Raw genomic sequence first — 23,884 nt, 5'->3', positions numbered from 1 at the left:
CCGGTGGGCCCTTCCAGCAGCACTGTGCTATCCGTTGGCGCTACTCGCTGAGCAAGCTTCTTGGCTTGGGCTAGCGCCGCTGAGTGCCCAATCATGCTCTCGAAGCTGTACTGGGCTCCAATCTTTTTTTCCAGGTCCGCTACCCGCTGTTGCAGGCGGGCCTTTTCGGCGGCGCGCTCCACCACTACCAGCAGCTGGTCATCGGAGTCGCCCTTGGTGAGGTAATCAAAGGCGCCGTCTTTCATGGCCCGTACCCCGTCGGGAATGGTGCCGTAGGCCGTCATCAGAATGACTTCGGCCAGGGGGGCAGCTTGTTTGTAGCGGGGAAGCAGGTCGAGGCCGTACCCATCGGGTAGCTTCACATCCGAGAGCAGCACCAGGACCTCCGCGGCGTGCTGACGCAGTAGTTCCAAGCCGCGGCTGGCATCGGGGGCTTGCAGCACGGCGTAGCTTCGAGTTCTAGCACCCGCGCTAGTAGTTGCCGGAGGCTGGTTTCGTCATCGATAAGGAGGAGGGTTCTGGAAGGCATGGCGCAGCAGGGGAGTAGGAGCCGCAAAAGTCGCGGTTTTTCGCTGGCGTAGGGCGTGGGCCGGCTAGCTGGCTTTCAGCCGCGCGTCAAAGGGGTGGGGTTCAAGGCTTACCGTGCGCAACTGCTGATGATCGGGGTGGAGTGGGTTGAGCAGGTAGTTCCACTCGGTGGGGGCGTGGGCCGAGGGTACGCGCAATATCCAGAACTTGGCTTCATCAAGCCAGGCCCGGGCAATGGTTGCCAGTTCCGAAGGGTAGGGAATTTGCTGCCAGTTAGCGGGCAGGTCGGAGGCTAGTACCTGCCGGAAGGGAGTCGTGTCGGGTACTTCCAGGGTGAGGGCGAAGTAGTTGCGTGGCAGCGTGGGCGAGTTGGCCAGCACCTCCAGCTTGGCCAAGGATAAATGCTCGGCAGTATACAGAATCTGGGTGCCCACTTTGTGCCAGCGTCCACCGTAGTACAGGCCACCTTGCCCGGAAGTATCAGAAATGTAGGGTGCCTTGCCCAAACGGTACAGCAGCATACCAGCAGATAGGGAAAAAGAGGGCACAACGGCCCGGGCCCCGAAGTCCCCCCTGGCCTGTGCGCCCTGGCTTTCGTGCGTATTATGAGAAGTGGCCGTACTGAATGCGACCCAGTACGTCGTGCACTTGGTCGCGGCCAATGACGGAGTGGAGCAAGTGTTTGGGCTTTTGTCCACCCAAGGCCGGGATGGGCGAATTAAGCCAGAAGTGCAAATCCTCCTCGTCCTCGAACACTTCCATTCCTTTGGCTAACACGGCCGACAATTGAATTGCCTTTTCGCCCTCGTCGAGGGTGAGGGGGCGCTTAGTTTGTTCGCGCCGGGCCAAGGTGCTTTCCGACACGCCCAGTACTGCGCTCATTTCCTTGTTGGAAAAGCCGAGGTGGCGCTGTAGTACCCGCACCGATTGCACCGAAATCCCCTTAATGGCTACGGCCAGCAAGTCTAATTCATTGCTGACCATCTGGGGAATTACCGCCGAACCACCCATGAGGGCTACCATACTGGCAACGGAAGTTTTGCGAACGACTGTCATTTGCGTATTTTTAAACCGTCATTTGACGGCAATATACGCACGAACGGAAAATTCATTCCAAAAGATTCCTTTCTGCCTTCTTGCTGGGGGAACTTTCCTTGCCTTTACCCATGGCCTACCTCGATCAAACACGCCTTAGTAAGTTTCTAAGCTTGCACTTGCGGCACAACCCCAGCGGGCTAGGCCTGACGCTGGAAGAAGGGGGCTGGGTAGGAGTAGAGGCCCTGCTGACCGGGTGCGCCACCCGCGGGGTGCATCTCACACGTGCCGAGTTGGAGCAACTGGTAGCGGCAGATGCCAAGCAACGCTACGCCTTTGATCCTACCGGAACTCGCATTCGGGCCCAGCAGGGGCATAGTGTGCCGGTAGCGTTGGGGCTGGCGCCCCTGGTGCCACCCGCCCTGCTATACCATGGTACCGTTGCCGCGGCGCTACCCGCTATTCAGCGCGAGGGCTTGCAAAAAATGCAGCGGCATCATGTGCATCTTTCATCTGATGCCGAAACCGCCCGCCGCGTGGGAAGTCGCCGGGGCAAGCCTGTTCTACTAACCATTGACGCCGCCCGGCTGCACGCGGCAGGGGGCATCTTTTATCAGTCGGGCAACGGGGTGTGGCTGACCGACCACGTGCCTCAGCATACGTGGTCCTGCAACGTGAGGCCCCAGAGTAGGCGTGCGGGTACGGGGGAGCTGTTACCTTTGCCAGTTCACCTATTTTCCGTGTTGCTACCTATGCCTGACGCTCAACTCCTGATTGACCATACGGTCGAATTTGTTCGCGCAAAGTTTCTCCACGAAGGTTCCGGCCACGACTGGGAGCACATTCGGCGGGTGTGGCAGGTAGCGCGCGCCCTGGCCCAGCAAACGCCCCAGGCCGATCCGCTGGTAACGGAACTGGGCGCCTTACTACACGACGTGGCCGACTGGAAGTTTCATGGGGGCGACGAAGAAGCCGGCCCCCGGGCCGCCCGCCAGTGGCTGCAGGCGCAGCACGCCCCGGAGGCCGTCATTCAGCGGGTTGAAGCCATCATCCGCGAAATTAGCTTTAAGGGACTGGGAGTGGCCACGCCCATGAGCACCGTCGAAGGAGAACTGGTGCAGGATGCCGACCGTCTTGATGCTATTGGGGCCATTGGGGTGGCTCGCGCCTTTGCCTACGGCGGCCACAAGGGACGCCCCCTGCACGATCCTAATGTAGCGCCCATTGAGCACGCTTCTTTTGAAAGCTACAAGCAGAACACGGCTCCTACCATCAACCACTTCTACGAGAAGCTGCTGCACCTGCGGGAGCGGCTGAACACGCCCGCTGCCCGCCGGGTGGCCGAGGAGCGCCACCATTTTATGGAACGCTTCCTGGCCCAGTTCCTGCGCGAGTGGGACAGCCAGGATGTATCAGCGTAATTGGGTCACCTCGTACTAATCAGCCAGGGGCGGGGTGACCCAACGAGCCGACCCCGTACCCCCTCATTCCCCCTCTATCTTTCTACTTGCATGAAAAGTTATTACCCGTTTTTGCGGTTGCTCACCCCATTGGTTGTGCTGTTGCTCGTGGCCTCCTGCCGTTCCTGTCCCATGGAATCTTGCCACACCCGGAAGGTGCATTTTCACAACGGCACCAAGTACCGCGGCCAGCCTTTATTCAAGAAGCAAAACCCGGCCATCGGCGAAAAAATCAAGGAGCATAAGCAGGGCTCCGGCAAGCACAAAAACGACCGAAAGAAGACGCTGAAATAGGTCCCAAAGATGGCGCTAGATTAGGTAAAACGGCCTTTTTTGCCTATCTTGCAGTCTTAACGAAGTTCACTCTCACGGGCCCTTATGCCCCCGCTTTTTAGGGGGCCACGGCCACTTAGTTCTCCCTATGGCGGAAGGCGAAAAGATCATTCCGATAAACATTGAAGATGAGATGCGTGGGGCTTACATCGACTATTCGATGTCGGTCATCATCTCCCGCGCTCTACCCGATGTGCGCGACGGCCTCAAGCCCGTGCACCGGCGCGTGCTCTATGGCATGAGCGAGCTGGGCGTTTCCTACAACAAATCCTACAAGAAGAGCGCCCGTATTGTGGGGGAGGTGCTCGGTAAATACCACCCCCACGGCGACTCTTCCGTGTACGACACGATGGTGCGCATGGCCCAGGACTGGAGCCTGCGCTACCCCCTCGTAGATGGGCAGGGTAACTTCGGTAGCATCGACGGCGACTCGCCGGCGGCGATGCGTTACACGGAGGCTAGGTTGAAGCGGCTGGCCGACGAGATGCTCGGCGACCTGGACAAGGATACGGTAGACTTTCAGCCCAACTTCGATGACTCCCTGGAGGAGCCGTCGGTCATGCCGGCTAAGTTTCCCAACCTGCTGGTGAACGGTACCACGGGTATTGCCGTGGGTATGGCCACTAACATGGCGCCTCACAACCTGACGGAGGTAGTCAACGGCATTATTGCCTATCTGGCCAACCCTGATATCACCGTAGCGGAGCTGATGGAGCACGTAACCGCTCCTGACTTTCCGACTGGGGGCATCATCTACGGGTACGACGGCGTACGCCAGGCTTTCGAAACGGGCCGTGGCCGCGTGGTTATGCGTGCCAAAGCTCACTTCGAAACCACGGCAACGGGTAAGGAGCAGATTGTGGTGACCGAGATTCCCTATATGGTGAACAAGGCTTCCATGATTGAAAAGACGGCGGCGCTCATCAACGAGAAAAAGATTGAGGGCATTGCGGACCTGCGCGACGAGTCGGACCGGGATGGTATGCGCGTGGTATATGATCTGAAGCGGGATGCCATGCCAACGGTCGTGCTGAACAACCTGTTTAAGTACACCCAGCTGCAATCCTCATTTGGCGTCAACAACGTGGCCCTGGTGAAAGGACGCCCGATGACCCTCAACCTCAAGGACCTGATCCACCATTTCGTGGACCACCGGGCCGATGTGGTGGTGCGTCGCACGCGCTACGAACTGGCCGAGGCGCAGAAGCGGGCCCACATCTTGGAGGGCTTGCTTATTGCCCTGGACCACCTTGATGAGGTAATTGCCCTGATTCGGAGTTCGCGCGACGGGGAAGTAGCTCGTCAGCAGCTTATCGAGCGGTTCTCCCTGAGCGAGGTGCAGGCCCGCGCCATCTTGGACATGCGTCTGCAGCGCCTCACGGGCTTAGAGCGCGATAAGATTGTACAGGAGTACGATGAGCTGATGAAGCTAGTGGACTACCTCAAGTCCGTATTAGCCTCCGACGACTTACAGCGCAAGATCATTGGCGACGAACTCGTAGAAATTCGGGAGCGGTACGGTGATGCTCGTCGGACGACCATTGAGTACGCCGGTGGCGACTTCTCCATGGAAGACATGATTGCCGACGAGAGCATGGTTATTACCATCTCCCGCGAAGGCTACATCAAGCGCACAGCCCTAGATGAATACCGCTCGCAAGGTCGCGGCGGGGTAGGTGCCCGCGGGGCGGCTTCCAAGCAAGACGACTTCACCGAGCACCTGTTTGTAGCTACCACCCACGAATACCTGCTGTTCTTCACCGAAGCAGGGCGCGTATTCTGGCTAAAAGTGTACGAAGTGCCAGAAGGAGGGAAGGCTACCAAGGGCCGTCCAATCCAGAACCTCATTGAGATTCCACGGGAGGATAACGTGCGGTCCGTGCTCAACGTGCGCGGCCTGCGTGACCCCGACTACCTGGAGAATACCTACCTGATGTTCTGCACGGAGCAAGGTACGGTGAAGAAGACTCCTCTCGAAGCCTACTCCCGTCCGCGTGCCGCTGGTATCAACGCCATCACCATCAACGAAGGCGACCGGCTGTTGGACGTGCAGTTGACGACGGGTACTTCCGAGGTGGTAGTAGCGTTGCGTTCCGGTCGGGCCGTACGCTTCTCCGAGGAGAAGGTACGTTCCATGGGCCGTACGGCGGCGGGGGTGCGTGGCATCACGCTGGCCGAAGACGCTGCCGACGACCGGGTAGTAGGGATGGTCTGCATCGATAAGGACAGCCAGGACGAACTGCTCGTGGTGTCGGAGAACGGCTACGGCAAGCGCAGCCCCTTGGAAGAATACCGCATCACCAACCGCGGTGGTAAAGGGGTGCGCGCCATGAAGCTCACCGATAAAACGGGCCTGTTGGTAACCATCAAAGCGGTAAATGACACCGATGACCTGATGATTATCAACAAGTCGGGTATCACCATCCGTCTGCGGATGGCCGAGTTGCGCAGTATCGGCCGGGCAACCCAGGGCGTGCGGCTCCTAAAAATCAGCCAGGGCGACGAAATATCGTCGGTGGCGAAGGTGGCGGCGGAAGAAGATAAGGACCTGGATGCAGAAAATGGCTTGCTGCCGGCCCCGGACACTGATCTGACTTCGCTGACTGACCCCGATTTGCTCAGCGCTAATTAACTTGCGACGGCAGAACTCCTCTTCGAGTTCTGCCGTTTGCTTTACAATTCCTTTCACTCAACCTGCATAATTCTTCAGCAAACCTCCCATGAAGAAGACCTTATTGACGCTCGTGGCTGCGGCCGCCCTACACACCGCTTCGGCCCAGAACTCAGCGGTAACCAACGCTGTTCTCTTTCAGCGCCAGGGTACGCTAGACAAAGCCCGTACGGAAATTGACAAGGCCATTACGAACGAGAAAACCTCGGGTAAGGCAAAAACTTGGTACACGCGCGGCGAAATCTATGACGCCATGGTATCAAGCCCCATCTATAGCAAAGGCCTGACCGCCGGCGAGGGCACTACTACGGCCTTCCAATCTTACCAGAAAGCCATTGAGCTCGACGGTAAGGACGGCGAATTTGGCAAGCAAGCCGTGCAGAAGCTCGATGGCCTGTATGGGTTGGCTCTGAACGCCGGCGTTGAAAGCTACAACGGCAAGAATTACGACGAAGCAATTAAGTCGTATAAAATGGCGCAGCAGATCCGCCCGCAGGATACGACTGCCTTGTTGTACGCAGCGTATGCTGCTGAAGCCAAGCAGGACTTTTCAACGGCCAAGGAAATGTATGGCAAGCTGCAGACCAACAACTATAAGTCGCCGCAGATGTACACGCGACTGTTGCAAATGGCTCGGCAGGACAAGAATGATGCGGAGGCTATGAAAGTGTTGCAGCAGGCTCTGCAGGCGTACCCAACTAACAAAGGTTTATGCTAGAGGAACTGAACATGTACATCAGCGCCGGCCGGGGCAAAGAAGCACTCGACAAGATTGACCGTGCAATTGCAGCAGATCCTACGAACTCCAACCTGTACGCAGTTAAGGGTTCTATCTTGGATCAGGACAAGCAGCCTGCCAAGGCGTTGGAAGCCTACAAGAAGGCAGTTGAAGTAGATCCGAACAACTTCGACGCGAACTTCAACTTAGGTGTGTACAACTACAACAAGGCGGCTGACCTATATACCAAAGCGAGCAAGATGAGCTTGGCCGAATACAACAAGTCGGGCAAGAAGTATGAGGCTGATGGCAAGAAGTTCTTCCAGGAGTCGATTCCGTACTTCGAGAAGGCGCTACAGGCCCAGCCAGATGACCGTGCTACCATTGCTTCCCTGCAGAAGGCTTACCTGCGGGTTGGTCGTGCTGCGGATTCAGAGCGGATGTCAGCCAAGATGAAGTAAGCAGTTGCGAGCCTGCCACAAGGTAGGGGAGCTATAAAAAAGCAGCCCGGAAGATCTTATTGTTCTTTCGGGCTGCTTTTTAAAAACGCTACTTAACATAATATAAATTATAAGACAAAAGGGCATCTGCTAGTGCAAGCACTTTGCCAGTGATATATTGGCTTTAGGCTTTATTAGTTAGTCATCCTTTGGACTGCGTAGATCTGAAGGCGTTCTTCTGCTTAGGCTCGCTCACTACATAAAGGATGTCAACTATTGCTAGTTCGCGCGTGTAGTTAATCTCCTATCAAAACTGGGATCTTATAACTGGGACTCCATGTCGGTTTGTTGACAACACCCTAGCTGATATATACATATACAAGTGGCCCATGCAATAAGTCGTGTGGCGGATTTTAGAGCAGGTACTTAATCGGGTATAAAAATGGGACTAATAAAACGCCATCGTACCTAACGTCACCATAGTCACCGTACATCTAGATACGATGATAAAACGAAGAGTTGGTTACGTGACTGATTGTTGCTCCACTCCTCTTCAATTTAAAAGAAATGAGACGCCCCTTACTAAAAGCTTTTACAGTTCTTCTGAGCATAGCGCTTTGATTCGAAGCAAAGAGTTGTAAAAAATATTTCTAAGCTACTAGAGCGTAAAATTTGGTGGATGTATATGCCTACTAACATACCCTACCGGGCAAGCCCAGCCGATGAAGGGTAAATAATATATGGATAGGCAGTATAAAGGATAAAAAGGGATAATATACACGGGACATATTATAAAGTAATAAAAAGCATAAAAAAGTTAGAGAAAGTAATACTTATTTATACTTTATACTACTTTTTATTACTTTAATCGATGAATTTATTACATCTTTGTTTTTGTACCCACGTATCACTTTATAATAACAAGCTCTTACCCTCATGCCTAAAACCATAGACTACCCACGTACTAGTTACACAAGTGCTTGGGAAGTAGCAGAAGTAGTAGATGATACAGGTGGCAAATGCGCCATCGAGACGGCAGCTCGTAAACTAAGCCGAAAAGTCAGTGGCTCTTTCAAAGCCATTATTGGTTCTGCGGTGAAGTTTGGCTTACTAACTAGCAAGCGCGAGTTTCTGACTACAACCAATTTGTTTCGGCGTATCAAACATGCATACGACAAGCAAGAAGAGAAAATATATCACCGGGAGGCTTTCCTTCATCCCCCACTGTTCACGCAGATCTGTCGGAAATTCCGCAATAGAGAGCTTCCCGTGCATATGCTGGATGTGATGCTAATCCGGGAATTTGCCGTTGAAGAGATCAACGCACAGAGCGTAGCCAAAGCATTTGTTGACGGGGCCCGCATGGTTGATATTCTGGACGAGCGGAATGTCATAGCAGACATCGACCAATTAGCAGCCCAGCAGGCTCCTAGAAGAGACTTGGCAAGCTCTGAGATGCCACTTAACCTCTTTAAAGGAGGTGTTGCTGCTCCTGGGCCGTCTGCTCCCCCAGAAACAGTACGTGCCGGTGGTATAACACTCCCACAGGATATTGTACCAACAGGACGGCAACAAGACGCTGTATCAAGTTTATTTGGCCTTGATACAGATGACTTAGAGGCAGACAATGATGATACCTCTGAGGATGGTATATCCTCTTCCGACACCTTGTACTCTACGCCGCCAGCGCCAGCAGGACCAGATGCGGTATTTACGCCGCCTTCAGCAGCCACCCCTATAGTAGAGCCTCGTATAACTGCTTCGCCACCGGTACTGCCGCTAAATCCCCCCGTAGCGGCAAACACCGCTCGTCCTATGGGGAATACTGCGGCTAACCACCACACAGGCGAGCGAGTCTATACTATTCAGATCAGCGGCCCAGGAGTTGATACACAACTATCGGTACAGGACGTAGATGATTTAGCCATTGTCGGCGCGTTACTAGAAAAAATTCGCCGGCAGCTTACGCGATAAAAAAAGAGGGGGGACTAGCGTCCCCCCTCTTTTTTGCTATGAACAAGGCTGTTTTTTCTTACTATTTATTTATTATGTTAATAATAAACTACTTCATCCGTTGACTTAGCGTCGCAACGTACCAGTATCCGTTTTCTGGCTTTCCACCCAAATAGAAGCTATCAAGCTGACTAAGTTGAATCCTCTGCCGCCAGGCGCGGGGAATACGAGCGGCTACTGGCGAAGCAGAAAATACTACAACAGGTAATTGTGGTGGGGCTACGGCAGTTGCGCTAGTATCGGGAAGGTGCCAAATAGGAACGGCGCGCCCAGCTGACCACACTTGTTTTACATGGAGGGTATCGAGACTACGCCAGGTCAGACCCCGCAAATTGGGGCGAGTCCGAATGTCGGTAATGTGGGGCAACCCGACCGTATCCTTACGACGCTCCCAGAGCGGGTAAATCGGCATAAGTAGGGTAAGTACCCCTCCTACTACTAGCAGCGAGGCCGTGGTAAGTACTACTGGATTGGCAGCCGGCAGTCCCCGCCGCAGAATCCACCACCCCACCCCGGCAAATACAACTACGGCCAGTACGAATCGGACAGAGCCAACCCCAAAACCAGGAAACCCCACTACCCCCATTGCCACCGGTAAGGCCACACACACGAGTAGCAGCAAGCTACCCCACCCCCGAATAAGCCATTGATCAGCCCGGCTGCGCTGAACAGTACGCTCCTCCCAATAACGAAGCAAGCCTGCGACCAGCAGAGCTAAGGGCGGCATTAACGGCAGCATGTACCGCTCTTTCTTCTCCGGCACTAAGCTCAGCAGCACTACTCCTCCCAGCACCCACCCCAGAGCCAGCAGATACGGCATATACCGCTGAATACGGGGGCGGGCGTAGGGCCACACCAACGAAGCAATGGCGACCAATGCCCACACGCCCGTGAAGGCCGCAAAAGGCCAGTAAAACCAGGCCGGCTGGACGTGCCGCTCCCCCCAGGAATTGATTTCAGTGCGGGCGACTGCCCGCGCCGTGGGCGCAACGTGCTGCCATATATACAGTGGCCAACTCAGCCCCACGCCCAGCATCAGCCCGGCGGCAAGCACAGTACCACGCCAGCGGGCGCGGGCCTGTTGCCGGTGCACAGGTGAGTATACCAGGTAGGAAACGACAAAAGGCACAAGCATAGCAAATAAGGCCACCGGCCCTTTGCTCAGGATGGATAAGCCACCCAACACGCCCGCCGCCGCTAGCCAGCCAGTACCATTCTCGGCCCGGCGCCACCCACGCACAAGCAGCCACAGCCCCCCCAGCATTAGGCTATTGGCGAAGATATCCCACTGCCCTTCGCGCCCGGTGGTAATCACCAGTAAGCTACTGGCCGCTACAAGTGCGCCCACCCACGCCGTGCGCCCCGGCTGGTGTTCCTCCCCGGGTAAGCCGCAGGTAAGCTCCCGCGCAAGCCCCCAGAGGAAGAGCACCAGCAAGGTAGCGGCCAGAGCGGCCGGCAACCGCAGTAGCCCCAAGTTATCGGTCGGGCCGGTGAGGGCCTGCACTCCGGCTACGGCCCAGGTGGGTAAGGGCGGTTTGGCCAGGCGCAGTTCGCCGTTCATAGTCGGAATCAGCCAGGAGCCTCCCGCAACCATTTCCCGCGCGGCCACAAAGTTGCGCGACTCCATTAAGCTAACGCCGGGGGCGCCGCCGTGCAGAAAAAAACTCACTCCACACATGCCGAGCACGGCCGCCAAGCGCCGCCACCGGCGGGTTGCTCCCGCCGGCTGTACGTGTTGTTCTCTCATTCGAATAAGGTCAAACTAATTAGCAGACTGCTGCCGCCGCAAGGTAGCGCGGAGTTGGCGCACGTTATCGACTTCGTAAGCATCGGGGCGGCAGGCTACGACGCGCGCCACGGCCCGGGCCGAGCGTCCCCCAAACACCACTACCTGCTGCCCATTGGCGTGCACCTCGGCCACTCGGGCGGGCGATACGTCGCTTTTACGCAGTACCACGGCCTGTACCGGCGCCAGTCGGGCCTGGGGGTATTCGGCGTCGAATCCGCCCGTAAGTTCCAGCCCGCGGGGTAATGCCGGGCGTAGGGCCTGTACATACCGCAGGGTAGCCGCTCGGTTGGTGATAACGAGAACACGCGCGGCCGGAACCTGGTAGCGCTCCAGCACCTGCACCAGCCCACGAATGAGAGCATGACTACGGACCACATTGTTCGTAGCGGCCGCATCATCTTCGTGCAAATCTAGGTGCAGATACGGCATCTCCCCTCGTTTGGCCAACACGGCTAGCAATGTTTCAAACGTAATTAGGTGCTCATGTTGAAACCAGTCGTAGGGCCACCCACCCCGGTAGCGCAGTTGCTGCAGCACCGCCGCCGGCGTTTGACTAACGTAGCCGGTACCCGTACTCATGGACTCCAGCGTTTCATTGTGGTAAAGCACCACAACACTGTCTTGACTTAGGCGCAGATCAACCTCTACACCTTCCGCCCCGCGGTCTAAGGCCCGGGTAAGGGACCGTAGACTGCTAGGCGGCAATGGGTTGAAAGGACGAAGTAGGGTAAAAAAGCCCGACCCAGCATGGCCAATCAGTACGGGCCGGCCCAATGCGGGTGCCGTACCCGACACGGAGGCCTTCTGGGGAGCGGCAGCCGGGGGTGCCTGCCCCGAAGCGGTTACCACTGCGGCAAGGACCCCTGGTAGCCAACGAGGTAAAAATGAAAACATAGAAGCAAGGCCACGCCCGCCTGTTCGGGGTTCGGCAGGGCAACTATACGCGAAAAACCGCCGGGTGGTCAATTCCAAAACCGCCGGGTGGTCAATTCCGTTACCTTTGCGCCCCCGGCTCAACAAAGAAGCCTTTAATTTCCCTTTCTCCCTGCACCTCACGCATGGCATCCATACTGGTTACCGGCTGCGCGGGCTTCATTGGCTCGCACCTGGCCGAGCGGCTGCTCCACGACGGACACCGCGTAGTAGGCCTCGATAATTTCGACCCCTTTTACGACCGGGCCCACAAGCTCGCCAACGTGGCCGCCTGCCTGGCCCACCCCCGCTTCAGCTTTCATGAAGCCGACCTGCGCCACGGGCTGGATGCTTTAGTGGATGCCCTGCCCGCCGACCCCATTGACGTCGTAGTGCACCTGGCCGCCAAGGCGGGCGTGGTCCATCAGTGCGCGAGCCCATAGCGTATCTGGAGAATAACGTTATCGGTACTACCCACTTGCTGGAATGGATGCGGCAGCGCCAGATTGGTAAGCTCTTCTTTGCCTCCTCCTCTTCGGTATACGGCAACACCAAGGAGCAGCCGTTCCGAGAGGAGATGAACCTCGTGGCGGCCTGCATCTCCCCCTACGCCGCCTCTAAGCTCGCCGGAGAGCAACTCACCTACACCTACCACCACCTCTACGGGTTGGATGTGCTGAATGCCCGGTTTTTTACCGTGTACGGCCCCCGCCAGCGCCCCGACCTCGCAATTCATAAGTTTGTGCGCCTGATGCGGGCTGGCGAAGCCATTCCCGTATTCGGCGACGGCACCACCGCCCGCGACTACACGTTCGTGCTCGATACCGTTGACGGCATTGCGCGAGGCGTCGACTACTTGCTTACCCACACGGGGGTATACGATACCCTGAACCTGGGCAACAACCGCCCCGTGGCACTGCTAGAATTGATTCACGCTATTGGTGAAGCCGTGGAGCAAGAACCCCGCCTGGCGTTCCAGCCCATGCAGGCCGGCGACGTAGACGTCACCTACGCCGATATTCAGAAGGCACAACAGCTACTAGGCTACGCCCCCCAAACAACCCTGGCCGAAGGCTTACGCCAGTTTGTACAGTGGCTGGACCAGGACTTAATGCGCCATAGCTAGGCAGTTTGGTGTGCCGGGAAAGGCGAAGGGGCGCGGGGCAGTAAGTGCCCCGCGCCCCTTCGCCTTTCCCGGTGTATGCTGGCGCGCCTGCTACGCGACCGCACGGGCTTGCCCTTGGCGGCGCTGCTCCCGCCGCAGGAGCACTATGTTGCGGGCATATACCACCGTCCCAAACATGTTGCCAATAAGTAGGACTGCATCACGCCGCAGGGCGGCATACACAAGAATCAGCACGGACCCTACGAAACTAATCACCCAGAAGCTCAGGGGCAGCGACGACTCCCCTTTGCGCTCCGAGTAAATCCACTGGTACACGAATCGAAGCAAAAAGATAGCCTGCCCGACGGCACCCAAGAGCAGCACCCCCTGCGGAATCTGATTGTCGAGCATGCTACGCAGGCTGAAGTGCTGGTTGCCGTTCACAAACCAGCCGAGCATGGCTACGGGAAATACGTAAGCTGCAGCCCGCGACCAGGGGTTGAGCTTACGCCACTCGCCCAGCAACTGCAGGTTGCGAATGTAGATGGCGTAGCTGATGAGTTGGGCCGCCAGAATTACCGGGTCGTGGCGCAGGATGCCGTACACAATCATCAGAAATGACGAGACGAGGCTAATCTGCCAGAACAAAGTGGGCACCAGCACGCGCTTGGCCCGCTCGCTCTGAATCCACTGCAAGACAATGCGACTCGAAAATAAAAGCTGCGACACCAGTCCGATGCCCAGCGCAATAGTTTGGGTGCTCATGCTGCGCGCCCTTACTTACCGGTCGCCGAGGCTACCCCACGTTCCTCCCCGCGGTGCAGCTCACCGATTTCGTAGTTTTTCCAGCGCGAGCGTATCCAGCGGAAGCCGAAGGTATCTACCAGGGGCTTCCAGGCCCGGTTCCAGAGGTTGTACTTGGCCGTACCGGCAAAGCGGGGAAAGTGCTGCACCGGCATTTGGTGCACCTTGCCACCCTGCAGCTGCACCAGTGCCCCCAGGAAGCGGTGCATCCCATGAAACAGCGGAAGGCGGCGGGCATAGTCGATTTTCATGATCTTCAGCGGGCAGCCCGTATCCTGAATTCCATCGTTGATAAGGGTGCGCCGCACGCCATTGGCAATCTTGGAAGAAAGCTTCTTTACTACCGTATCCTGGCGCTTAGCCCGGATACCGTTCACCATATCATACTGGGGGAAGAATTCGAAGAACTTAAGGAAGTCCAGCGGGGAGGTTTGAATATCGGAGTCAATGTAGCCCAGCAAGGTAGTCCGGCAATGGTCAATCCCCGCTTTGATGGCCGTGCTCAGGCCCCGGTTCTGGCTGAGGCTAATAAACTCGTAGTGGGCGTCCTGCCGGCAGATGTCGCGCAAAATAGCCAAGGAGCCATCGGTCGAGCCATCGTTGACGAAGAGCACCGTCGTCGCAACCGGGGTTACGGCTAAAAATTTATTCATCTCCACCACAAACTGCCGCAGGCTTTCTTCTTCGTTGTAGACGGGTACCAGCACGGTGAGACTTTGCTGGGCAAGGTAGGAGGCGTTATCGGGCATAAGGGGAGTAAGGATGGAAATGGGATGCAAGGTACGCAGGATTCGGCGTGTGCCCTCCCCTACGTAAAAGCGCCCAGTCGGGGTAGACTGGGCGCTATCTATTCGCTACCTCACGTAGCCATCCATTCGGCCCACAGGCTCAGTTCATTCCCATCTGTTGCAGGGGCACAGCATGCCACTTCGTGAAGGCCTGCCACTGCCGACGCCAGTAGGTGTAGTCGCCCAACACGCAAATAACTTTGTCGCCCTTGAAATAGATACGGGTCTTGATTTGCTGGTTTTTCCAGGCAATGGGCCCCGCCTCATCCGGCTCCATATCCTCCACATTTTGCCAGAGAAAAGAGCGGGGAGTTTCGTGTTCTTGGCCTAGCATGTCTTGCCAAAGCCGCATAGCGTGTGCAACGGGAGAAGGGAACATAAAGACTGGTAATTACCCAACAAACGAAAAAAGCCAACCATCTGCTTACGGAGCAGTTAGGCTAATATAGTTATAAATCGAATGCACAACTACTTACCTCTACTTAATTGAGCAAACAATTACTTTAAAGCCAATACAGGCTGTAGCAAGGCATAGAACCCGCAGGGAATAGGACAGTAAGGATGCCACGGAACCAATAGCGGTGTTTTGCAATCAGCGCCTCAGCTTCGTATTATTATATATTTAACAAGTACAACTTCGAACAAAAACGGCTACCCTTACAATTGCTGATCTGGACAGGAGGTAACTTAAAAACGAAAAAGCGCTCCGCTGCCGTACTTAGGGCAGCGGAGCGCTTTTTCGTTTTTAAGCTGCTGCTTATTCTTCCCGGCGCACGCCCTGGGAAATCGTGCTGTGACGTTGGCGGAGTACGTCTACCACGTCTTCCAGGCCTAAGCCCGCGGCGGTCAGTAGCACCAGCAAATGGTAAAGCAAGTCGGCCGCCTCCCCTTTCAGCCCGTCAATGTTGCCGCCTACGGCATCAATAACCGTTTCTACGGCCTCCTCACCCACTTTCTGCGCTATTTTGGGCATGCCCTTGCGAAACAACGAAGCCGTGTACGATTTGGCATCTTCCTCCGGAAACTGATGCCGACGCTGCACTAGGCGCTCCAGCTCGGCAATAAAGCTTACCGCCGGGGCGGGGTAGGCAGTTTGCCCCACCTGCTCGAAGCAGCTAGTAGTGCCCCGGTGGCAGGTTGGCCCGTCGGGAATGGCCCGGATCAGCAGCGCATCCTGGTCGCAGTCTTCGTGCAGGCTCACCACGGTCAGGAAGTGGCCGCTGGTTTCGCCCTTGGTCCAGAGGCGCTGCTTAGAACGGGAAAAGAAGGTTACGCGTCCCTCCTGCTCCGTTTTAGTTAGCGCTTCCTGGTTCATGTACCCCAGCATGAGCACCTGCCCCGTGTGAGCGTCCTGCACAATTACCGGCACGAGGCCATCGGGCATTTTCTGAAAATCGAGTTGCATAAACGAAACGGCACAACGCCGAGAAAATAGAAACCGGGCTCATGCCCGGTTTCGCAGGAAATGAAAGTCGTTAGAGGCGTACGGGAATGCCATCGGCCCGCAGGTGTTCTTTCAGCTCCCGGATGCCAATTTCACCAAAGTGGAAGATACTAGCGGCCAGACCTGCATCGGCGTGGGCCTGCTGAAATACGCGGGTGAAATCCTGCATGGAGCCCGCCCCCCCAGAAGCTACCACCGGCACCGACACGGCCCGGCTTACAGCCCCCGTAATATCAAGCGCGAAGCCATCCTTAGTACCATCGTTGCTCATAGACGTGAGCAGAATTTCACCCGCGCCCCGGTCGGCGGCCTCGCGGCACCACTGTACGGCATCAAACCCGGTATTGTGCGTGCCGGCGCGGGTGTAAATCTGCCACCCTTCGGGCTCGTGGTAGCGCGCATCGGCGGCCACTACAATACACTGGGACCCGAAGCGCGCCGCCAGTTCGTCAATCAGTTCCGGGCGGGCCAAGGCGGCGGAGTTGATACTGACCTTGTCGGCGCCATTCAGCAACAGTGCTCCCACATCGGCCACCGTGCCAATGCCGCCGCCCACGGTGAAGGGAATATCCAGTTCCCGAGCCACATCGCGCACCAGCGCTACCAGGGTTGCGCGCTTCTGGTTGGTGGCCGTAATGTCGAGAAATACTAGCTCGTCGGCGCCCTCGCGGGCGTAGCGGGAAGCCAACGCCACGGGGTCGCCCGCGTCGCGCAGGCCCTCAAAGCGCACGCCCTTCACGGTGCGGCCGTCCTTCACGTCGAGGCAGGGAATAATACGTTTCGTTAGCATAGGGCGATGGTGCTTACAGCCAGGGTTGCAGTTGAGCCAAGGTAATAGTGCCTTCGTAGATGGCCTTGCCAATGATGGCCCCGTGCATGCCACTAGCTGCCAGGGCTTCTACATCGGCAATGGTGGTAACTCCGCCGCTGGCTACCAGCCGCGCGGCCGGGGCCTGCTGCCGCAGATGCTGATACGTGTCCAGGGCGGGGCCTTGCAGCTTGCCATCCTTACTCACATCGGTGCATATAAAAGTAGTGGCGCCAGCCTCCAGGTAGTCCATAAGAAACTCCTGCAGGGTCCGCTCACTCTGCTCGGCCCAGGCGTTGATGGCAATGCGGTTGTCGCGGAAGTCGGCCCCCACAATAACGCGGTCAGCCCCGAAGGTCTGAAGCCAGCCGCGTACCGTTTCGGGCTCCCGTACGGCAATGCTACCGGCCGTGATTTGGTGGGCGCCCGCGTCGAACGCCTGGCGCAGGGCTTGCTCACTTTGCAGCCCGCCGCCGAAGTCAATGGTGAGACGGGTATGGCGCGCAATACGCTCCAGCACCGGCAAATTAACGGGCTGCTTGGCCCGGGCTCCATCCAGGTCTACCAAATGCAGGCGCCGCACCCCGTGCTGCTCAAAGCGCTGGGCCACGGCCAGCGGATCGTTGTCGTAGGTAGTTTGCTGGGCGAAGTCGCCCTCGGTGAGGCGCACGCACTGGCCGTTGATGAGGTCAATGGCGGGAATGATTTCCATGGGTTAGGAACACGACCCACGAACCGGTACTAAAAGCAGCCGGTCGTAGCATTAAAGTTTCAGAAAGTTTTCCAGGATGCGCGTGCCCACCGGGCCGCTCTTCTCAGTGTGAAATTGCACGGCCGCAAAGTTACGATGCTGCACGGCGGCACTGAACGGGGCGGGGTACGTAGCCTGGGCAATGGTATACTCTCCCACCGGCGCATAGTAGCTGTGCACAAAATACACGTAGTCTTCCTCGCGCAGGCCTTCGAACAGCGGTGACCGAAGTTCTTGCAGCGTATTCCATCCCATGTGGGGTACTTTGTACTCCGCGGCGGCTGAAAAACGTACCACATCAAACGGCAGGATGCCGAGCATCTGGGTTCCGCCACCCTCCTCGCTGTGACGGCCCAGTAGTTGCATGCCCAAGCAAATCCCGAGGAAGGGTTGCGTCAGGGTGGGCAGCAACTCGTGAAGGCCTTGGGCCCGCAACTCCCGCATAGCCGAGGCGGCTTCTCCTTCCCCCGGAAAGAGAATCTTGTCGGCGCTTCGGATGAGCTCATGGTCGGCCGTAAGGGTGGCCCGGACTCCCAAGCGCTCCAAGGCAAAAAGCACCGACTGCACATTGCCACCTTTGTAGTTAATGACTGCTATTTCCATTTGAGAATACCTAGGTCAGATGGGTGTTTATTCATTTGCTTTACCATTTGTATAAACACTGACTTGGCTTTGTTAGATCGAACATTCCCTCTTACTGTCTAGAGAACCCTGCTGCTGGCCGTAGTCGCAACTCCTTGGCTACTACCATTTACTCATTTGTATATACAAATGAGTAAACTATAAAATCCCCTTGGTGCTCGGTATTTCCATTTTCCCTGCATCACGTACCAGTGCCATCTTAATGGCTTTGGCTACGGCTTTAAAGATGGCTTCTATCTTGTGATGCTCGTTCTGCCCCTCCGCCTTAATATTGAGGTTGCAACGGGCGGCATCGGAAAAGCTTTTAAAGAAATGGTAAAACATTTCAGTGGGCATATCGCCTACTTTTTCCCGCTTGAATTCAGCATCCCACACAATCCAAGGACGCCCGGAGAAGTCGATAGCCGCCTGGGCTAGTACGTCGTCCATGGGAAGGAGGAATCCATAGCGCGCCAGTCCGCGCTTGTCACCGAGGGCGTGTGTGAAGGCTTCGCCCAAGGCAATAGCCGTGTCCTCAATGGTGTGATGCTCGTCGATGTGGAGGTCACCTTGCACCGTAATTTTCAGGTCTACTCCCGAGTGCTTGCTGAGCTGATCCAGCATGTGGTCAAAGAAGCCCAGGCCAGTATGCATCTGCGGACGGCCATTGCCGTCGAGGTTTAATTCGATGCTGATTTTGGTTTCGTTGGTGTCGCGTTGTACTATGGCAGTACGGGCGGGCAGCCGCAAAAACTGGTATATTTTTTCCCAGCTCATCGTAGTAAGTGCGGCACGCTCGTCCTCCTCACCTGCTGGTTTTAATAAGATAGACTGGCAGCCTATATTTTGGGCTAGCTCCACATCCGTAAGTCGGTCGCCAATGACAAAGGAATTCGGCAGGTCATACCCATGAGTTTGGTCAAAGTAGCGGGCCAGCATACCGATCCCAGGTTTACGGGTCGGCAGGTTTTCGTGGGGAAAGCTCCGGTCGATATGCTCCCGCACAAACTCGACTCCTTCTGAACGAAGAATGTCAAGCATCATCGTATGAGCCGGCCAGAACGTCTCCTCGGGGAAGCTGTCGGTGCCCAGACCATCTTGGTTGCTCACCAGCACCAGTTCGTAATCCAGCTCGCGGGCAATACGTGCCAACCCGCTGATGGCCCCCGGCACAAACTGAAATTTCTCTCGGGTCAACGAGTCAACCTGAAAATCCGTCGGCGGCTCAATAAGGATGGTGCCGTCGCGGTCAATGAAGAGTACCTTTTTCATAAAGCGTGCGCGGAGCTATTAGTCCGCGAATCGTTGAGCGTAAAATACCACGTGCTTGCGGGAGTAGGCAAACACGGCTCGGCGGCAGCGGGGCCAGCTTCCGCGGAAGGCCCCGTTGCCGCTGAAGCGTTCTATTACTTGTATTCCTGCAGGGCCACTAACAGCTGTTCGTTTTCCTGGGGCGTGCCGACGGTCAGTCGCAGGGTGCCGGCGCAGCCCGGCTGCGTAGTGCGGTTGCGGACAATGATGCCCCGCGCCACAAGGTAGTCATAGACGGCAGTAGCGTCAGGGCGGAAGCGGGCGAGCAGGAAGTTGGCATCGGAGGGAAAAACGTGCTCCACAATTTCCAGCTTTGGCAACGCAGCCGCTAGCTCGTCGCGGCCGCGCAGCAGCGCCTCACGCATCTGTTCAAAACGAGGAGCGTCGCGCAGAGCCGCCAGGGCGTGCTGCTGCGTCGCCTCCGACACGTTGTAAGGCGGCTTGATTTTGTTGAGGTAGCCAATTACATCCGGCGAGGCAAAGGCCATGCCTAGGCGCAGCCCCGCCAGACCCCACGCCTTGGAAAAGGTTTGCAGCACCACCAGATTCGGGAACTCCGCCAGACGCGTGGTCCAACTCGGCGCCGCGGCAAAATCCGCATAGGCTTCGTCTACAACTACTAGGCCGCGGAAGCCGCGCAAAATTTCCTCGATAGCGGCGGCATGGAGCAGGTTACCCGTGGGATTGTTGGGCGAGCAGAGAAAAACAATTTTAGCATCCGAAGCCACTACCTGCTGCACCGTTTCGGAGGACAGCTGGAAGTCGGTAGTCAGCGGCAAGCGATCCAGGGCCACGTCGTTTAGGTTGGCGGCTACCTCGTACATGCCGTAAGTAGGCGGCAAAATTAGAATCTTGTCTTGCCCGGGCACGCACACCAGGCGCACTAGCAGGTCGATGGCCTCGTCGGAACCGTTGCCCAGAAAAATCTGATTTTCGGCTACCTTCTTTACCTGAGCCAATTCTGCCTTCACGGCGCGCTGCAGCGGATCGGGGTAGCGGTTGAACAGCTCGGGACCGGCGCTACCCAGGCTGTTCTCGTTGGCATCGAGCATGACATGGGCCTCGCCCTGAAATTCATCGCGGGCAGAAGAATACGGTTTCATTGCCCGGATGTTGGGGCGAACGAGGCTAGTTAAATCAAACATGGAAACACTAGAGTTACTGATGGCGCGCACGTGGCGCGGGTCCGATTTTTCGTTTGGCCGACCTGAGGCGGGCCGCCGCTGGTTTACACCAACGTATTACTTGTTCTGCTCCGGGGCCGCTAATGACTCCAGCCGTAGCGTGACGGCGCGGGCGTGGGCACGTAAGCCTTCGGCTTCGGCCATTGTTTCCACTACCGGCCCCACCTGCAGTAGCCCTTCGGCGGTGATGCGCTGGAAAGTTATCTTCTTAAAGAAAGAATCGAGCGACACGCCGCTGTAGTTGCGGGCATAGCCATTGGTAGGCAGCGTATGGTTTGTACCCGAGGCATAGTCGCCAGCAGCTTCCGGGGTCAGATGCCCCAGGAATACGGACCCCGCGCTGGTCACTCCTTCGGCAAGTTGCTCGGGGTTCCGCACGGCCAGAATCAGGTGCTCAGGGGCGTACTGGTTGGAGAAGTACAGCATTTCTTCCGGCGTACGCAGCAAAATGGCCCGGCTTTCCGTCAGAGCTTGCGTGGCCACAGCGGCCCGGGGCAGCTCGGCCAGTTGGCGCGCTACTTCGGCCTGAGTAGCTTTTAAAACCGGCATTGAGTCGGACAGCAGAATTACCTGGGAGTCGGGACCATGCTCGGCCTGGCTCAGCAAGTCGGCCGCCACGAAAGCCGGGTTGGCCGACGCATCAGCAATGACAAGAACTTCCGACGGACCCGCGGGCATGTCAATGGCTACCCCATAGCGGGACGCTAGCTGCTTGGCCGCCGTCACGTAGCGGTTGCCGGGACCAAAAATTTTGTCCACGGCCGGCACCGAGTCGGTGCCGCCAGTGAGGGCCGCCACGGCCTGGGCTCCGCCCGCCTTGATAATGGTAGTGATACCCAGCAAATGAGCCGTAAACAAGATAACGGGGTTTACGGAGCCGTCTTGCTGAGGTGGCGTGGTCAGCACTATCTCGGGGCAGCCCGCCAAACGGGCCGGCACGCCCAGCATCAGCAGGGTACTAAACAACGGCGCCGTGCCGCCGGGGATATATAGGCCTACCCGCTGCACGGGCACCGAGCGGCGCCAGCACGACACGCCGGGCATGGTTTCTACCCGCTTTTCCTCTTCGCGCTGGGTTGCGTGAAACTTCCAGATGTTGGCGTGCGCCTGACGGATGGCCGTCTGGAGTTCGGCGGGTACCTGGACTACGGCCGCGGCCAGCTCCTCGGGGCTCACGCGCAGGTCGTGCAGCTCCGCCCGATCAAACTGACGGGCGTAGTCGCGCAGGGCTACATCGCCCCGCTGGCGCACATCCTCGAAGATTTGCTGCACACGTTGTTCCACATCGTGGGCCTGCTGGGCAGCAGCGCGTTGCTGCAGGGCAGCCCAATCGGCTTGTGGGGGATATTGAATGAGTTGCATGCTGTCGAAACGAGAGGCAAGAAGTGAGATTCTGCACACCTTATATATAAGGAGTACGGGTAGCATGGTGGAAGCTCGCGGCGGCAGGGCCAAACTCGTCCCGTATCACGCCTGCTTTCCTAATCCTGCTTCGGTTAGCTAATCATCTTCTCAATGGGTAGCACCAGAATGCCTTCGGCGCCGACGGCTTTGAGTTGGCCGGTGATGTGCCAAAAGTCGTCCTCATTTATAACCGACTGCACCGACACCCAACCCTCTTCCGCCAGCGGAGTTACCGTGGGCGACTTGATACCGGGCAACAGGGCTTTCACCGCGTCAAGCGCCGCGGTGGGGGCATTGAGCAGAATGTATTTGTTGCGGCGGGCGCGGCGCACGGCCTGCATCCGGAACTGTAGCTGTTCCAGAATCTCTTTTTTCTCGGCGCTCATCTTCTGGTGGGCGATGAGAACGGCTTCCGAGCGAAACACGGTTTCTACTTCCCGCAGGCCATTACCGAGCAAGGTAGAGCCGCTGCTCACGATGTCGCAAATGGCCTCGGCCAACCCAATGCTGGGGGCAATTTCTACCGACCCGCTAATGGTATGCAAGTTGGCTTCTACTCCCCGCTCCCGCAGGTAGGCACCCAGGATTTCCGGGTACGAAGTTGCAATATTTTTCCCCTGCAGGTCTGCCACCGATTCATACGCGGCAGCCCGGGGCACGGCCAAACTCAGGCGGCACTTGCTAAAGCCCAGGCCTTCAATTTCCAGGTGGGGCAAGCCCGCTTCCACGAGTACGTTTTGCCCAACGATGCCCAAGTCGGCCACCCCATCCTGCACGTAGCCGGGGATGTCGTCGTCGCGCAGGTAGAGAATTTCGAGAGGAAAGTTGGTGGCTTCGGTTTTGAGCTTGTAGCTGCTGCTCAGAAAGCTGATGCCGCACTCCCGGATCAGGTTGAGGGAGTCTTCGCTAAGGCGGCCCGACTTCTGGATGGCAAGACGAATCATGGGGTAGTAAGAAAGTAGCGAGTAAAAGACAGCTAGCGGCCACCCAACGGGGCTCTCACTAGGAATTTGCTCAGGGGAAATAGTAGGAAGCGGTACGGCAAGCAGGACCCGAACGTTGGAACTGGGCCATAAAAGGCCGGGGCCACCTGAGTGCGGGGGCCGGCGAACCTAGTGCGGCTCGCCCAACGGGGTCAATATGATGCGTATATTCCTCTAGAAAGAGGAATGATGCCCGCGATGATGGTGATGCAAGACGCGCAGCCCGGCCGGGGCGCCACTACGAGGGGCAGCCAGCTGGCAGAGGGGGCTAAGGACTAATGCGGCGTAAAGCATACAGGCAGATTGCGAGGCAAATGTACGCGCCGGGCCGTAGGATGGAAACTTTTCAGGGAAAAATTTACCACAAAGGCAGACCTTTACGTTGTTCTAGTTCCCCAACCAGAAGTTGGCACCATTGTTTCAGGATGGCGGGAGACCCGTTTCTTGGCCTTGCTCACCTTCTGCTCACCACTTGTTGCGCTGCGTATGTTTTCTATTGCCCGGTTTTCGGCTCGTCTGGGCCTGGGTCTGAGTATGGCTTTTGCATCAACGGCTGCCTGGGCCCAAACTACCCCTGCGCTACCAACTGACACGGCCTTTGTCAAGCGTCCGGTGGCTACGCCGCCCGCCGCCCCCGTGCAGCCGGCTAGCCCCGGCGCGGGGGTACCCACGGCGCCGCGTCCATGGCTAGTGCTCAGCCGTTCAGCTGCCTCTACCCAAGCAAGCCCCCCCGCGGTGGTTACCAACCAGACGATAGGTTTGGCTGGAGGTGAAACGGGTAG

23 protein-coding genes and 1 pseudogene are annotated in these 23,884 nt (G+C 57.2%); 8 read left to right on the top strand and 16 right to left on the bottom strand.

Going from position 1 to position 23,884, the window contains the following annotated elements; genetic code table 11:
* The 3 genes from VI25_RS19865 to VI25_RS19855 all read right to left on the bottom strand — a co-directional run.
* The coding region (locus VI25_RS19865) for a response regulator (RefSeq protein WP_152981713.1) at positions 1-443 on the bottom strand (443 nt) is incomplete at its 3' end.
* A 150-nt stretch (positions 444-593) separates the two neighbouring features.
* Positions 594-1,049 carry an RES family NAD+ phosphorylase gene (locus VI25_RS19860; RefSeq protein WP_045689887.1) on the bottom strand — a complete coding sequence of 152 codons (456 nt, stop codon included), beginning with the start codon at positions 1,047-1,049 and terminating at the stop codon, positions 594-596.
* A gap of 82 nt (positions 1,050-1,131) precedes the next feature.
* Positions 1,132-1,551, bottom strand: coding sequence for an antitoxin Xre/MbcA/ParS toxin-binding domain-containing protein (locus tag VI25_RS19855; protein ID WP_236705153.1), 420 nt, complete (start codon positions 1,549-1,551; stop codon positions 1,132-1,134).
* Positions 1,552-1,694: 143 nt separating this feature from the next.
* On the opposite strand from VI25_RS19855, the gene VI25_RS27255 reads away from it, so the two are divergent.
* The 6 genes from VI25_RS27255 (at position 1,695) to VI25_RS19825 (ending at position 9,159) form a co-directional block, all read left to right on the top strand.
* Positions 1,695-2,984 carry an RNA 2'-phosphotransferase gene (locus VI25_RS27255; RefSeq protein ID WP_082455723.1) on the top strand — a complete coding sequence of 430 codons (1,290 nt, stop codon included), beginning with the start codon at positions 1,695-1,697 and terminating at the stop codon, positions 2,982-2,984.
* 90 nt (positions 2,985-3,074) lie between these two features.
* On the top strand, positions 3,075-3,317 hold the full coding sequence (locus VI25_RS19845) for a hypothetical protein (RefSeq protein ID WP_055562766.1): 243 nt from the start codon (positions 3,075-3,077) through the stop codon (positions 3,315-3,317).
* A 127-nt stretch (positions 3,318-3,444) separates the two neighbouring features.
* A complete protein-coding gene (gene gyrA / locus VI25_RS19840; protein WP_045689889.1) occupies positions 3,445-5,988 on the top strand; it encodes a DNA gyrase subunit A in 2,544 nt (847 codons plus the stop codon).
* An 88-nt stretch (positions 5,989-6,076) separates the two neighbouring features.
* The gene (locus VI25_RS19835; protein WP_055562765.1) at positions 6,077-6,745 is read left to right on the top strand and encodes a tetratricopeptide repeat protein; all 669 of its coding nucleotides are present in this window, start codon (positions 6,077-6,079) and stop codon (positions 6,743-6,745) included.
* Positions 6,739-7,206, top strand: a complete 468-nt coding sequence (locus VI25_RS19830) for a tetratricopeptide repeat protein (protein ID WP_055562764.1) — start codon at positions 6,739-6,741, stop codon at positions 7,204-7,206. The genes VI25_RS19835 and VI25_RS19830 overlap by 7 nt, the downstream gene beginning before the upstream one ends.
* A gap of 915 nt (positions 7,207-8,121) precedes the next feature.
* Positions 8,122-9,159, top strand: a complete 1,038-nt coding sequence (locus VI25_RS19825; protein ID WP_045689891.1) for a hypothetical protein — start codon at positions 8,122-8,124, stop codon at positions 9,157-9,159.
* Positions 9,160-9,247: 88 nt separating this feature from the next.
* Here VI25_RS19825 and VI25_RS19820 read toward each other — a convergent pair whose 3' ends face one another.
* Both VI25_RS19820 and VI25_RS19815 read right to left on the bottom strand, forming a co-directional pair.
* Positions 9,248-10,945 (bottom strand): ArnT family glycosyltransferase, encoded by a 1,698-nt coding sequence (locus VI25_RS19820; RefSeq protein WP_082455721.1) that lies wholly within the window; start codon positions 10,943-10,945, stop codon positions 9,248-9,250.
* 15 nt (positions 10,946-10,960) lie between these two features.
* The gene (locus tag VI25_RS19815) at positions 10,961-11,881 is read right to left on the bottom strand and encodes a glycerophosphodiester phosphodiesterase (RefSeq protein ID WP_089331367.1); all 921 of its coding nucleotides are present in this window, start codon (positions 11,879-11,881) and stop codon (positions 10,961-10,963) included.
* A 164-nt stretch (positions 11,882-12,045) separates the two neighbouring features.
* On the opposite strand from VI25_RS19815, the pseudogene VI25_RS19810 reads away from it, so the two are divergent.
* Positions 12,046-13,025, top strand: a pseudogene (locus VI25_RS19810) (GDP-mannose 4,6-dehydratase).
* Between the two features lie 90 nt (positions 13,026-13,115).
* Here the strand turns inward: VI25_RS19810 and VI25_RS19805 are convergent.
* From VI25_RS19805 to hisG, 11 genes are all read right to left on the bottom strand, one after another.
* Complete coding sequence (locus VI25_RS19805) at positions 13,116-13,769, bottom strand: lipid-A-disaccharide synthase N-terminal domain-containing protein (RefSeq protein ID WP_045689999.1); 654 nt, start codon at positions 13,767-13,769, stop codon at positions 13,116-13,118.
* Between the two features lie 11 nt (positions 13,770-13,780).
* Entirely contained in the window at positions 13,781-14,557 is a 777-nt protein-coding gene (locus VI25_RS19800; RefSeq protein ID WP_045690000.1) for a glycosyltransferase, read from the bottom strand.
* Between the two features lie 139 nt (positions 14,558-14,696).
* The gene (locus VI25_RS19795; RefSeq protein ID WP_045690001.1) at positions 14,697-14,948 is read right to left on the bottom strand and encodes a hypothetical protein; all 252 of its coding nucleotides are present in this window, start codon (positions 14,946-14,948) and stop codon (positions 14,697-14,699) included.
* A 405-nt stretch (positions 14,949-15,353) separates the two neighbouring features.
* Positions 15,354-16,001 carry a bifunctional phosphoribosyl-AMP cyclohydrolase/phosphoribosyl-ATP diphosphatase HisIE gene (gene hisIE / locus VI25_RS19790; protein WP_045690002.1) on the bottom strand — a complete coding sequence of 216 codons (648 nt, stop codon included), beginning with the start codon at positions 15,999-16,001 and terminating at the stop codon, positions 15,354-15,356.
* Positions 16,002-16,071: 70 nt separating this feature from the next.
* Positions 16,072-16,830 carry an imidazole glycerol phosphate synthase subunit HisF gene (hisF, locus tag VI25_RS19785; RefSeq protein ID WP_045690003.1) on the bottom strand — a complete coding sequence of 253 codons (759 nt, stop codon included), beginning with the start codon at positions 16,828-16,830 and terminating at the stop codon, positions 16,072-16,074.
* A 13-nt stretch (positions 16,831-16,843) separates the two neighbouring features.
* On the bottom strand, positions 16,844-17,560 hold the full coding sequence (hisA, locus tag VI25_RS19780) for a 1-(5-phosphoribosyl)-5-[(5-phosphoribosylamino)methylideneamino]imidazole-4-carboxamide isomerase (protein ID WP_045690004.1): 717 nt from the start codon (positions 17,558-17,560) through the stop codon (positions 16,844-16,846).
* A 51-nt stretch (positions 17,561-17,611) separates the two neighbouring features.
* A complete protein-coding gene (hisH, locus tag VI25_RS19775) occupies positions 17,612-18,202 on the bottom strand; it encodes an imidazole glycerol phosphate synthase subunit HisH (protein ID WP_045690005.1) in 591 nt (196 codons plus the stop codon).
* A gap of 177 nt (positions 18,203-18,379) precedes the next feature.
* Positions 18,380-19,492: a bifunctional histidinol-phosphatase/imidazoleglycerol-phosphate dehydratase HisB gene (gene hisB, locus VI25_RS19770; RefSeq protein WP_045690006.1), complete on the bottom strand. Its 1,113-nt coding sequence runs from the start codon at positions 19,490-19,492 to the stop codon at positions 18,380-18,382.
* Between the two features lie 134 nt (positions 19,493-19,626).
* A complete protein-coding gene (gene hisC / locus VI25_RS19765; protein WP_045690007.1) occupies positions 19,627-20,676 on the bottom strand; it encodes a histidinol-phosphate transaminase in 1,050 nt (349 codons plus the stop codon).
* A gap of 96 nt (positions 20,677-20,772) precedes the next feature.
* Entirely contained in the window at positions 20,773-22,077 is a 1,305-nt protein-coding gene (gene hisD / locus VI25_RS19760) for a histidinol dehydrogenase (protein WP_045690008.1), read from the bottom strand.
* 134 nt (positions 22,078-22,211) lie between these two features.
* Positions 22,212-23,063 carry an ATP phosphoribosyltransferase gene (gene hisG, locus VI25_RS19755; protein ID WP_045690009.1) on the bottom strand — a complete coding sequence of 284 codons (852 nt, stop codon included), beginning with the start codon at positions 23,061-23,063 and terminating at the stop codon, positions 22,212-22,214.
* 525 nt (positions 23,064-23,588) lie between these two features.
* Here hisG and VI25_RS19750 point away from each other — a divergent pair.
* A partial coding sequence (locus VI25_RS19750) for a hypothetical protein (RefSeq protein WP_201783342.1) occupies positions 23,589-23,884 on the top strand: 296 nt, incomplete at its 3' end.

The sequence above is a fragment of the Hymenobacter sp. AT01-02 genome (assembly GCF_000961955.2).
Lineage (GTDB): Bacteria > Bacteroidota > Bacteroidia > Cytophagales > Hymenobacteraceae > Hymenobacter > Hymenobacter mucosus.
The sequence above is the reverse complement of the archived record's forward strand: the minus strand, read 5'-3'. Positions and strand labels throughout refer to the sequence as shown.

Coding starts and splice junctions, on each gene's coding strand:
- VI25_RS19860 (WP_045689887.1), bottom strand. CDS start 1,049: ATGCTGCTGTACCGTTTGGGCAAGGCACCCTACATTTCTGATACTTCC.
- VI25_RS19855 (WP_236705153.1), bottom strand. CDS start 1,551: ATGGTAGCCCTCATGGGTGGTTCGGCGGTAATTCCCCAGATGGTCAGC.
- VI25_RS27255 (WP_082455723.1), top strand. CDS start 1,695: ATGGCCTACCTCGATCAAACACGCCTTAGTAAGTTTCTAAGCTTGCAC.
- VI25_RS19845 (WP_055562766.1), top strand. CDS start 3,075: ATGAAAAGTTATTACCCGTTTTTGCGGTTGCTCACCCCATTGGTTGTG.
- gyrA (WP_045689889.1), top strand. CDS start 3,445: ATGGCGGAAGGCGAAAAGATCATTCCGATAAACATTGAAGATGAGATG.
- VI25_RS19835 (WP_055562765.1), top strand. CDS start 6,077: ATGAAGAAGACCTTATTGACGCTCGTGGCTGCGGCCGCCCTACACACC.
- VI25_RS19830 (WP_055562764.1), top strand. CDS start 6,739: ATGCTAGAGGAACTGAACATGTACATCAGCGCCGGCCGGGGCAAAGAA.
- VI25_RS19825 (WP_045689891.1), top strand. CDS start 8,122: ATGCCTAAAACCATAGACTACCCACGTACTAGTTACACAAGTGCTTGG.
- VI25_RS19820 (WP_082455721.1), bottom strand. CDS start 10,945: ATGAGAGAACAACACGTACAGCCGGCGGGAGCAACCCGCCGGTGGCGG.
- VI25_RS19815 (WP_089331367.1), bottom strand. CDS start 11,881: ATGTTTTCATTTTTACCTCGTTGGCTACCAGGGGTCCTTGCCGCAGTG.
- VI25_RS19805 (WP_045689999.1), bottom strand. CDS start 13,769: ATGAGCACCCAAACTATTGCGCTGGGCATCGGACTGGTGTCGCAGCTT.
- VI25_RS19800 (WP_045690000.1), bottom strand. CDS start 14,557: ATGCCCGATAACGCCTCCTACCTTGCCCAGCAAAGTCTCACCGTGCTG.
- VI25_RS19795 (WP_045690001.1), bottom strand. CDS start 14,948: ATGCGGCTTTGGCAAGACATGCTAGGCCAAGAACACGAAACTCCCCGC.
- hisIE (WP_045690002.1), bottom strand. CDS start 16,001: ATGCAACTCGATTTTCAGAAAATGCCCGATGGCCTCGTGCCGGTAATT.
- hisF (WP_045690003.1), bottom strand. CDS start 16,830: ATGCTAACGAAACGTATTATTCCCTGCCTCGACGTGAAGGACGGCCGC.
- hisA (WP_045690004.1), bottom strand. CDS start 17,560: ATGGAAATCATTCCCGCCATTGACCTCATCAACGGCCAGTGCGTGCGC.
- hisH (WP_045690005.1), bottom strand. CDS start 18,202: ATGGAAATAGCAGTCATTAACTACAAAGGTGGCAATGTGCAGTCGGTG.
- hisB (WP_045690006.1), bottom strand. CDS start 19,492: ATGAAAAAGGTACTCTTCATTGACCGCGACGGCACCATCCTTATTGAG.
- hisC (WP_045690007.1), bottom strand. CDS start 20,676: ATGTTTGATTTAACTAGCCTCGTTCGCCCCAACATCCGGGCAATGAAA.
- hisD (WP_045690008.1), bottom strand. CDS start 22,077: ATGCAACTCATTCAATATCCCCCACAAGCCGATTGGGCTGCCCTGCAG.
- hisG (WP_045690009.1), bottom strand. CDS start 23,063: ATGATTCGTCTTGCCATCCAGAAGTCGGGCCGCCTTAGCGAAGACTCC.